Genomic DNA, 8,553 nt, shown 5'->3' on the forward strand with positions numbered 1-8,553 from the left:
GCGCAATGACGGTCGGCGGCGCCACCCTCGACGGCGAGCGCGCCGCCCGGGAGGTGCTGAAGGTGCTGGGCGCCTGAGGAAGGGAGGGCGACTTCGCCTGGCACCCAGTCCGCTGTCTGATCGCTGGTGTTGCGACGGGCGGACCGCAATCGCAAGCCTGTCGGCAATCATTGATGTAGATTTACCATGTAATTTTTGTCGATTATCTTCTTATGTAACCTACAAAAAGCAATATTAGCTCCCGTTCTGCTGTGGGATGAGAAATTAAAATTAGATTTTTCCAATTCTTAAATTCTGCAAAACGTCGATCGAATCATTGACTGACTGCCAGTCATGTGAAAGTGCTCAGCTGGAATTAAGAACCCGGCGTTCCCTTCCGCCAGAAAATCCGGAAGGTCTGCCCATTTAAAATGGGACTGCACTTGTTATGTCGAAATATTGTTCTTGTCCTTACGTTGTTGAATTGAAAGATAGCGGCGTCAGCATAGCGCGCGTGGGTTCGTTGTTGCTGCCGATCTTGCTGACAGCCGGAGCTTTCCTGCCGCATCTTGCGCGGAGTGAGAACGCTCATCAGGGGCGCGCACCCTATAGCCGGTCGGCCACGCCACCCGAACAGACACCGACGGCCCAGAACGATCAGCGACGGCAAGCAGCGCCTGGAACCCATGAGCGTCGATCCCGCCGCCCCGCGTCGGCGGATGCCGCCGACGGATCGATGGTGCTGGACGCGCTCACCGTGACGGCTCGGCGCCGCCCTGAAAATCCGATCGCCGTGCCGATCAGCGTGACCGTGCGGAAAGGTTCCGAGGCGGATTCTTCTACATCCGCTTCCAACGCGAACCTCACGCGTTCCGTGCCGAATTTCTACTTCACCGATGCGGGCGGTCTGTTCGGCAACGCGACCAACATCCGCGGGGTCGGTGCGATCTCGCCGCTGTCTTCGGACGATACGTCCGTCGTATTCTACCACGATGAGATGCCGATCTCGGTCTACAGCATCGCGCCCAATCTGTTCGACACGCAGCGTGTCGAAGTCTTGCGTGGTCCGCAGGGGACCTTGTTCGGACGCAATACGCAGGCCGGCGCCGTGAACATCGTCTCCAACGCTCCGACCTTCGACCGCTCCTTCGTCGCGACGGGCGAGGTCGGCTCGAACGGCTACCGGCTCGGCCAGTTCGTCGCGAACGGAGCGCTCATCCCCGACAGGCTGGCAGGTCGCCTTGCCGTGCGCTGGAACACGTTCGGCGGCGATATCCCCAACATCGCCGCAGGCGGGAAGGACGGCGGTCTCGATATCGGCGCAGCGCGCGGCAGCCTGCTCGTCACCACCGAGGATCAAACCGAGGCCCTGCTGACCTTCAACTACGGCAAGGAGCGATCACATTCGCCGCGTTTCCTGTTGAGCGATACGCCGCGTTTTCCCATTAGCGCGACCAATCCTCGAACCTTGGTCGATGGTGAGAGCCGAAGCGTGAACCTGCGCATCAAGCATGAGTTCGATGGGTTCATTCTCAATACGCAAACATCCTATCAGCACAGCGGATCGATCAACATTTTCGATCCGACGGATGATCTCGTCTTCGCGCTGATGCCGATGCGCGGCCCGGGCCTTCCGAGTTGGAAGGTTCCCGGGGCCGATGTCACCCGGCTCAGCCTCGGGGAAGACAGTTTCCTCCAGGAGATGCGTGCGTCCTCGCTGCCGGACTCGTGGGCGTCCTGGACGGCGGGGGTCAACTATTTCCGATCCGAATCGTCGGCGGGCCGCAACTCGCGCGCCCTGACCCCAACCTTCTTCGCGATGAACGGCGTCCAGGACAATCGTTTCCTCGTCGACAGCTATGCCGCCTTCGGAGAGATGACGGTACCGCTTGCCGAACGCCTCAAGGCCACACTCGGGCTGCGAGCGACGCACGAGGACAAGGACGCACATTTCCGCTTCAACGGAAACGGCCTGCCCGGCGTCTCACGCGGCTTCGCGCAGGATGCGTCGCTCGATGACGATTTCATGACCGGCCGCGTCGCCCTCAGCTATGAATGGACGCCGGATGTCATGACCTATGCCTCGGTCGGGCGTGGCTATGTCACGGCGGGCTACCCGGCCTATTCGGTCAACAGCGCCCTCTCCAAGCCCGAAGCTGCCTTCCCGGCATCGACGAGCTGGACCTACGAGGTGGGTTTCAAGGCGAGGCAGCCCGACGACCTGCCGTCGCTCAGCGGTTCGGCGTTCTTCAACGATGTGAAGAACGGCCATCTCATTCTGTTCGAGCCCTCGCAGGCGCTCTTCACGACCGTCGCCGTGGATTACCAGAGCTATGGGGGCGAGCTGGAGCTTGCCGCCAAGGTCACGCCGGATTTCGATGTCTTCGGCGGTGTCGGCTACACCCATGCCGAACTCGTCGATATCCCGGCCAAAAGTTTCACCGGGGCGAAATCCGGCAACGCGGTGCCGAACGTTCCAGCGATCACTGGCAATGCCGGAGCCGAGTATCGTTGGTCGGCGGACAGCCTCGGCATGCCGGGCCGATTCGCCGGACGCATCGTCTACCAATATGTCGACACGCGCGCAGCGGACGCGCGGAACAGCTTCAATCTCAAGGCCTATGGGATCGTCAATCTGAAGCTGACCTGGCAAAATGACGACGTCAGCGTCTATGTCTTCGCCAATAACGTGTTCGATGACCGTTATCAGGCATGGGGGCAAGCGTTCGGCCCGATCCGAACCGTGCGTGTCGGTCAAGGCCGGATTTTCGGCGTCGGCACCGCGTTCCAGTTCTGAGGCGGCGCGACATGAGCGTTCACGCCGACGACGCATCGCGACCGGTCAACACCGCCAACGAGGCCGGTCCGCCGAACGGCGTCCGGAAGCTGCTCGGCTCGACCTCCAGCCTCTACGTCGCCTTCGGGTTGATCTACGGCGTCATGCAGGGCGGGCTTCCGCCGTTGCTTCGGTCGAGGGGCATCGATCTTGCCGCGATCGGGTGGGGCTTCATCGTCCTGATCCCGTTTGGCCTGACCTTCCTTTGGGCACCGCTGATCGATGCCGTCCGGCCGCTCCGAAATGCTCCTCGGATCGGATGGATCGTGCCGATGCAGGCACTCATCGTGCTGATGCTCCTGGTCGTCGCGGAAGGGGAGGCTTGGCCTCCGGCGTTGCTGCTGCTTCTCGGTCTCGTCATCGCCTTCGCGGCTGCAACGATGGACGTGGCGCTCGATGCGCTCTGCACCGCGCGTGTCCCCGCGCTGCACCGCCCGACCGCGGGGGGCCTGAAGGTCGCGTCGCTCGCGCTCGGCGCGATCGGTGGCGGCGGCGTGTTCGTCGCCGTGTCCGTAGAACTGGGCTGGGCCGCGACCTTCCGGCTCTGCGCGGTCGTCTCCGCGTTGTCGGTGCTGCCGATCCTGCTGAACCGGAGCTGGGATCGCGATAGCCTAGCCCTCAGTGGCGCGCGCCCCGACCTCCTTGCCGTGATCCGTCATCCAGCGGGGCGGCATCGCATGGTCCGGTTGACGCTGGTGACATGCGCCATGGCGGCGCTCTCCTTCCTCAACCGCGTCATGCTGGTCGATCTCGGCGTACCGGTGGCGACGATCGGCTGGATCGTCGGTACAGCGGCGCCGCTGAGCGGTCTGGTCGCATCCCTGCTCGCGGTACCGATCCTGCGCCAGGCCGGGCCGGGACGCGGCATCGCCCTGTTCACCGGCCTTTGCCTGTTGGCCGCAGCGGCGCTCGGTATCGGTGCGTGGCGCGTCGAAGCATCTCTGGCAATTGCCGGCGCAATCGTGATGAACGCCGGCACCAGCGGCTTCTTCGTCATCGTTTGTGCGACGACATTGGGCTGGGCGCGCGGCAGCCAGCCGGCGACGGATTATGCGGTGCTCTACGGCGTCAGCCGACTGGTGGCGACAATCCTCGTGATTGGCCTCGCCCATGTGGCGCAGCTGATCGGCTGGCCCGCTTATTACGCCGGTACAGCCATGGGAATGTTGGTGATCGGCCTCACGGTGCGGGGAGCCTTCGAGGATCAGAGAGCCGTTTAGGCCCGCGCGCAGTGGCTGTACGGCTCGGCAATCGCACGATGATCAGTTCAGCTTCCGGATCGCCGCCACGGCCAACGGCTGTTCCCGGCCGCGCAGGGTGTGGGATCCCAGATCTTCAGCCACGAGGTCGGGCGGCAGCGGGCCGATCCGGTCGAGCAGGTCGGCCGAGACCAGCACGTGCACGCCGAGGCTCTTGGACAGGCTCTCCAGCCGGGCGGTGGTGTTCACGACGTCGCCGAAATACGCGATCTTGTGGCGCTCGAGCCCGATCTCGGCGGTGACCACCGAGCCGCAATGCAGGGCGGCACGGAATTCCGGGACCTGCCCGAACCGCTTCGTCCAGGCGTCGGCCTCGGCGGCGAGCTGTTCGGCGAACGCGAAGACGCAGCGCAGGCAGGCCGCGTCGCGCGTGCCCCGCTCGATCGTCCAGGTGACCAGGGCCATGTCGCCGATATAGTCGTCGATCGAGCCCCGGAAGCGCGAGACCGGCAGGGCCAGCGCGTTGAAGACCTGCCCGAGATAGGCCTGCGCCGCGCGGTCGCCGTGGCGGTCGGCGAAGCGGGTCGAGCCGGTCACGTCGAGGAACAGGAAGATCCGCTCCTCGCTGATCGGCCGGTGGTAGCGGCCGATCAGCAGGTTGGCGAAGACGCCGGGACCGATCAGGTCGCGCACCCGGAACACGAACACCACGAGGACCGAGATCGCGAGCCCGTAGAGCAGGCCGGATTCCGTCATCAGCATCGCGTTCCGCTCGCTGTACATGAAGCGGAACAGGCGGTTCAGCACGGTGCTGGCGACCGCGTTGCCGGCCACGATCAGGGCGATGTAGAGCGCCACGGTGGCGAGCAGGAACAGCGGCGTCGCCAGCTGACGCACCCGCTCCCGCATCTGCCGCCACAGCAGCCCGCGCTCGTAGAGCAGGATCGGCGTCCCGATGATCGCGCCCCGGATCGCCGAGCCCAGCAGCGGGCCGACCGCGAACAGCGATCCGTAGAGCAGGCCGGCCAGGGCGCCGAGCCCCGGCGCCACGAGGTAGAACCAGCGCGGGCTGAAACGCATCCGGCCGTCCTTCACCCCAAGTGCCGGCCCCAAATGCCGGCCCGACGCGCCGGGGTTCAATCCTGCCGGAGGGCGTGAACCGAGAACAGCCCCTCCGGATCGGTCCAGACCTGGATCCAGGTCCAGCCGGCCCGCTCCACCAGGGCCCGGAAGGTCTCGACCGTGTACTTGTAGCTGCTCTCGGTGTGGATCGTCTCGCCGGCCGCGAACGCGAAGGTCTCGGAGCCGATCCCGACATCCTGCGCACGCTGCGAGACCAGGTGCATCTCGATCCGCGAGGGCCCCGGGTTGAACACCGCCCGGTGTGAGAAGGCGCCGAGATCGAAGCGGCCGGCGAGCTCCCGGTTGATCCGGGTGAGGAGGTTGAGGTTGAACGCGGCCGTCACGCCTGCTGCATCCGCATAGGCGTTCTCCAGGATCGCGGCATCCTTCACAAGGTCGACGCCCACGATCATGTGGGCGCCCTCCCCCAGGATGCGCCCGAACCGCCGCAGCAGGTCCTCGGCCTCGGCGGGCTCGAAGTTGCCGATGGTCGAGCCCGGGAAGAAGCCGGCTCGGGGCATGCCGGCGAGGCTCGCGGGCAGGTCGAAGTCGCGGGTGAAGTCGGCGGCCACCGGCTCGACCCGCAGATGCGGGAAGTCGCCGCTCAGCACGTCCGCCTGCGCCCGCAGGAACTCGCCCGAGACGTCCACCGGCACGTAGGCGGCGAGCTTGTCGAGGTGGCGCAGCAGGCGGCGCAGCTTGATGGTCGAGCCGCTGCCGAACTCGACGAGGGCGGCCTGGGCCGGCAGCAGCGCGGCCATCTCGGGGCCGCTGCGGTCGAGGATCCCGACCTCCGTGCGGGTCGGGTAGTATTCCGGCAGGCGCGTGATCGCCTCGAACAGGTCCGAGCCGGCCGTGTCGTAGAAATACTTCGGCGCGAGCGCCTTCTGCGGGCGGGACAGGCCGTCCCGAACGTCGGCCAGGAAGGCGAGTTCCGGTGTGTCCAGGGCGACCGCGGTCGCGTCGGAGAAGCTGGGCTTGACGGTCAAGGGAGGCTCCGGGGCGTTTCGAGCGCTCGCCGCTGAAATGGATACCGGTTCGGCGTAAGCGAGCGCGTTGGACCAAGGACTGAGAGCCGTTCCCGATTGCAACGCGATCGGGAACGGCTCTAGGCGGCGTCGGCGAGGCGCAGGCCGGTGAACTGCCAGCGCTGATGCGGATAGAAGAAGTTGCGGTAGGGCAGCCGGGCGTGGCCTTCGGGCGTCGCCACCGACGAGCCGCGCAGGACGAACTGGCTGACCATGAACTTGCCGTTGTATTCGCCCAGGGCCCCCGGCAACGGGCGGTAGCCCGGATAGGCGGTGTAGGCGCTGCGGGTCCATTGCCAGACGAGGCCGAACGCGTCCGGCAGGGCGCCGTCCCGCGCCGCCACCTCCCACTCGAACTCGGTCGGCAGGCTGCGGCCGGCCCACCGGGCATAGGCGTCGGCTTCGTAGTAGCTGACATGGGTGACCGGCGCCTCGAGATCCACCGGCCGCACCCCGCCGAGCGTCATGGTCGCCCAGCCGTCGCCGTCCCGGCGCCAATAGCCCGGCGCCTCCCAGCCTTCGGCCTGGCCGGCGTACCAGCCGTCCGAGAGCCACAATTCCGGCTTGGCGTAGCCCCCCGCCTCCATGAAGGCGAGCCATTCGCGGTTGGTGACCAGCGCCTTGTCGATCCGGCCGGGCAGGATCAGCGCCTCGTGGCGGGGCGACTCGTTGTCGAACGAGAACCCGTCTCCGGTATGTCCGATCCAGGCGATGCCGCGGGCGAGCGGGGCCTGACCGGTCTGCCCGGAGGCCGCCGGGAAGCGCCAGCCGGCATCGTAGACCGGCCCGAGGGGGTTCTGCGCGAACGCGTGCAGGATGTCGGTGAGCAGAAGCTCCTGGTGCTGCTGCTCGTGGTACAGCCCGATCTCCAGGATCGGCAGCACGTTCTCCAGGGCACTCTCGGAGGCCTGGCCGAGCAGCGACTCCACCGCCCGGTCGATATGCGCACGGTAAGCCGTCACCTCGTCCATGGTCGGCCGGGTGATCATGCCCCGCTGGATCCGCGGCTGCCGCGGGCCGGCCGCCACGTAGTACGAGTTGAACAGGTAATGCAGGCGCTCGTCGAAGATGGCGTAGCCCGGCAGGTGCTCGCGCAGCAGGAACTGCTCGAAGAACCACGATACGTGCGCCCGGTGCCACTTGGTCGGGCTGGCATCGGCCATCGACTGGACCTGCTGGTCCTCCGCCGAGAGCGGCGCGGCGCGGCGCTCGGTCTCGCTGCGCACGAAGCGGAATGCGGCGATCCAGGCGGCGCGGTCGATCGGCCGGGCCGTCACGGGCGGGGGCGGGAAAGCCGCTGCCGGTTGCGTGCGCGTGTCGCCGGAGCGGAGTGCCGCCGTGGCTGCCATGCGGATCTTCCCTTATTCGCGTCTCTCCTGGGATCGTCTTATCGACGCCCAGCTTGGTCGCAGAAGATATGTCCCCGCGGTGGTCAGACAACCTCCGCTGGTGATTCCACCTGCGCCCGGTTCGTTCGCCTCATTCGCCGCCGGAGGCGCGGGGGTTAACGGGGAGAACGTGAAAGCGCGGGTCTTTCTTGCGCCGCAGTGAGGAGGCCTTAACCCTCGCCACCGAGATTCGAGGCGCTGAGTGCGGAGTCCAGAATTTCCATGCGGATCGATCTGATGGCCGGGGCCAGCTTGTCCCCCGCGGCGTTTCGCGCGTCCCCGGAGCCGACCATCCTGGTGTTCGATTCCGGCCTGGGCGGCCTGACGGTCCTCGATGCGGTGCGCCGCGCCCGGCCGGACGGCCGCTACGTCTATGCCGGCGACGATGCCGCCTTCCCGTACGGACGGCTCGGCGAGGCGACGCTCGTGGCCCGGGTGCTCGCGGTGATGGAGCAGCTCGTCGCGACGCACCGGCCAGACCTGGTGGTCATCGCCTGCAACACCGCCTCGACCCTGGTCCTCCCGGCCCTGCGCCAGCGCTTCGCGACGCCGTTCGTCGGCGTGGTGCCGCCGATCAAGCCGGCCGCCGCCGCGACGCGCTCGGGCCTGATCACGCTGCTCGCCACGCCCGGCACGGTGGCGCGCTCCTACACGCACGACCTGATCGCGACCTATGCCGGATCCTGTTCGGTGACGCTGGTCGGCTCGCCGAACCTCGCGGGCTTCGCCGAGGCCGAACTCGCCGGCGCACCCATCGACGATGCCGCCCTGGCCGCCGAGATCGCCCCCTGCTTCGTCACCGAGGCTGACGGACGGCGCACCGACGTGGTCTGCCTCGCCTGCACCCACTACCCGCTGCTGCTGCCGCGCCTCGAAGCGCTGGCGCCCTGGCCGGTGACCTGGATCGATCCGGCGCCCGCCATCGCCCGGCGCGTGATCCAGCTGATCGGCCCGGCCCGGCGGAATGCGGACCCGGACGGGGCCGTGCACGGCGCCTTCAC

Annotated in this window: 6 protein-coding genes; 3 read left to right on the top strand and 3 right to left on the bottom strand. The window is 66.8% G+C overall.

What is annotated here, in order from left to right; genetic code table 11:
• Window positions 1–715 precede the first annotated feature (715 nt).
• Together FV228_RS13775 and FV228_RS13780 are read left to right on the top strand one after the other, a co-directional pair.
• A complete protein-coding gene (locus FV228_RS13775; RefSeq protein WP_187277739.1) occupies window positions 716–2,776 on the top strand; it encodes a TonB-dependent receptor in 2,061 nt (686 codons plus the stop codon).
• 11 nt (window positions 2,777–2,787) lie between these two features.
• Window positions 2,788–4,035 (top strand): MFS transporter, encoded by a 1,248-nt coding sequence (locus FV228_RS13780; protein WP_187277740.1) that lies wholly within the window; start codon window positions 2,788–2,790, stop codon window positions 4,033–4,035.
• A gap of 42 nt (window positions 4,036–4,077) precedes the next feature.
• On the opposite strand, the gene FV228_RS13785 is transcribed toward FV228_RS13780, so the two are convergent.
• The 3 genes from FV228_RS13785 to egtB all read right to left on the bottom strand — a co-directional run bounded on the left by FV228_RS13785 (window position 4,078) and on the right by egtB (window position 7,513).
• Window positions 4,078–5,094 (bottom strand): adenylate/guanylate cyclase domain-containing protein, encoded by a 1,017-nt coding sequence (locus FV228_RS13785; RefSeq protein ID WP_147855145.1) that lies wholly within the window; start codon window positions 5,092–5,094, stop codon window positions 4,078–4,080.
• A gap of 56 nt (window positions 5,095–5,150) precedes the next feature.
• Window positions 5,151–6,125 carry an L-histidine N(alpha)-methyltransferase gene (gene egtD / locus FV228_RS13790; protein WP_147855146.1) on the bottom strand — a complete coding sequence of 325 codons (975 nt, stop codon included), beginning with the start codon at window positions 6,123–6,125 and terminating at the stop codon, window positions 5,151–5,153.
• Window positions 6,126–6,244: 119 nt separating this feature from the next.
• Complete coding sequence (egtB, locus tag FV228_RS13795) at window positions 6,245–7,513, bottom strand: ergothioneine biosynthesis protein EgtB (RefSeq protein ID WP_147855147.1); 1,269 nt, start codon at window positions 7,511–7,513, stop codon at window positions 6,245–6,247.
• Window positions 7,514–7,774: 261 nt separating this feature from the next.
• Between egtB and murI the strand changes: the two genes are divergently transcribed.
• Window positions 7,775–8,553: glutamate racemase (gene murI, locus FV228_RS13800; RefSeq protein ID WP_147855148.1), on the top strand; the 779-nt coding region annotated here is incomplete at its 3' end.

The organism is Methylobacterium sp. WL18, from assembly GCF_008040015.1.
GTDB lineage: Bacteria > Pseudomonadota > Alphaproteobacteria > Rhizobiales > Beijerinckiaceae > Methylobacterium > Methylobacterium mesophilicum.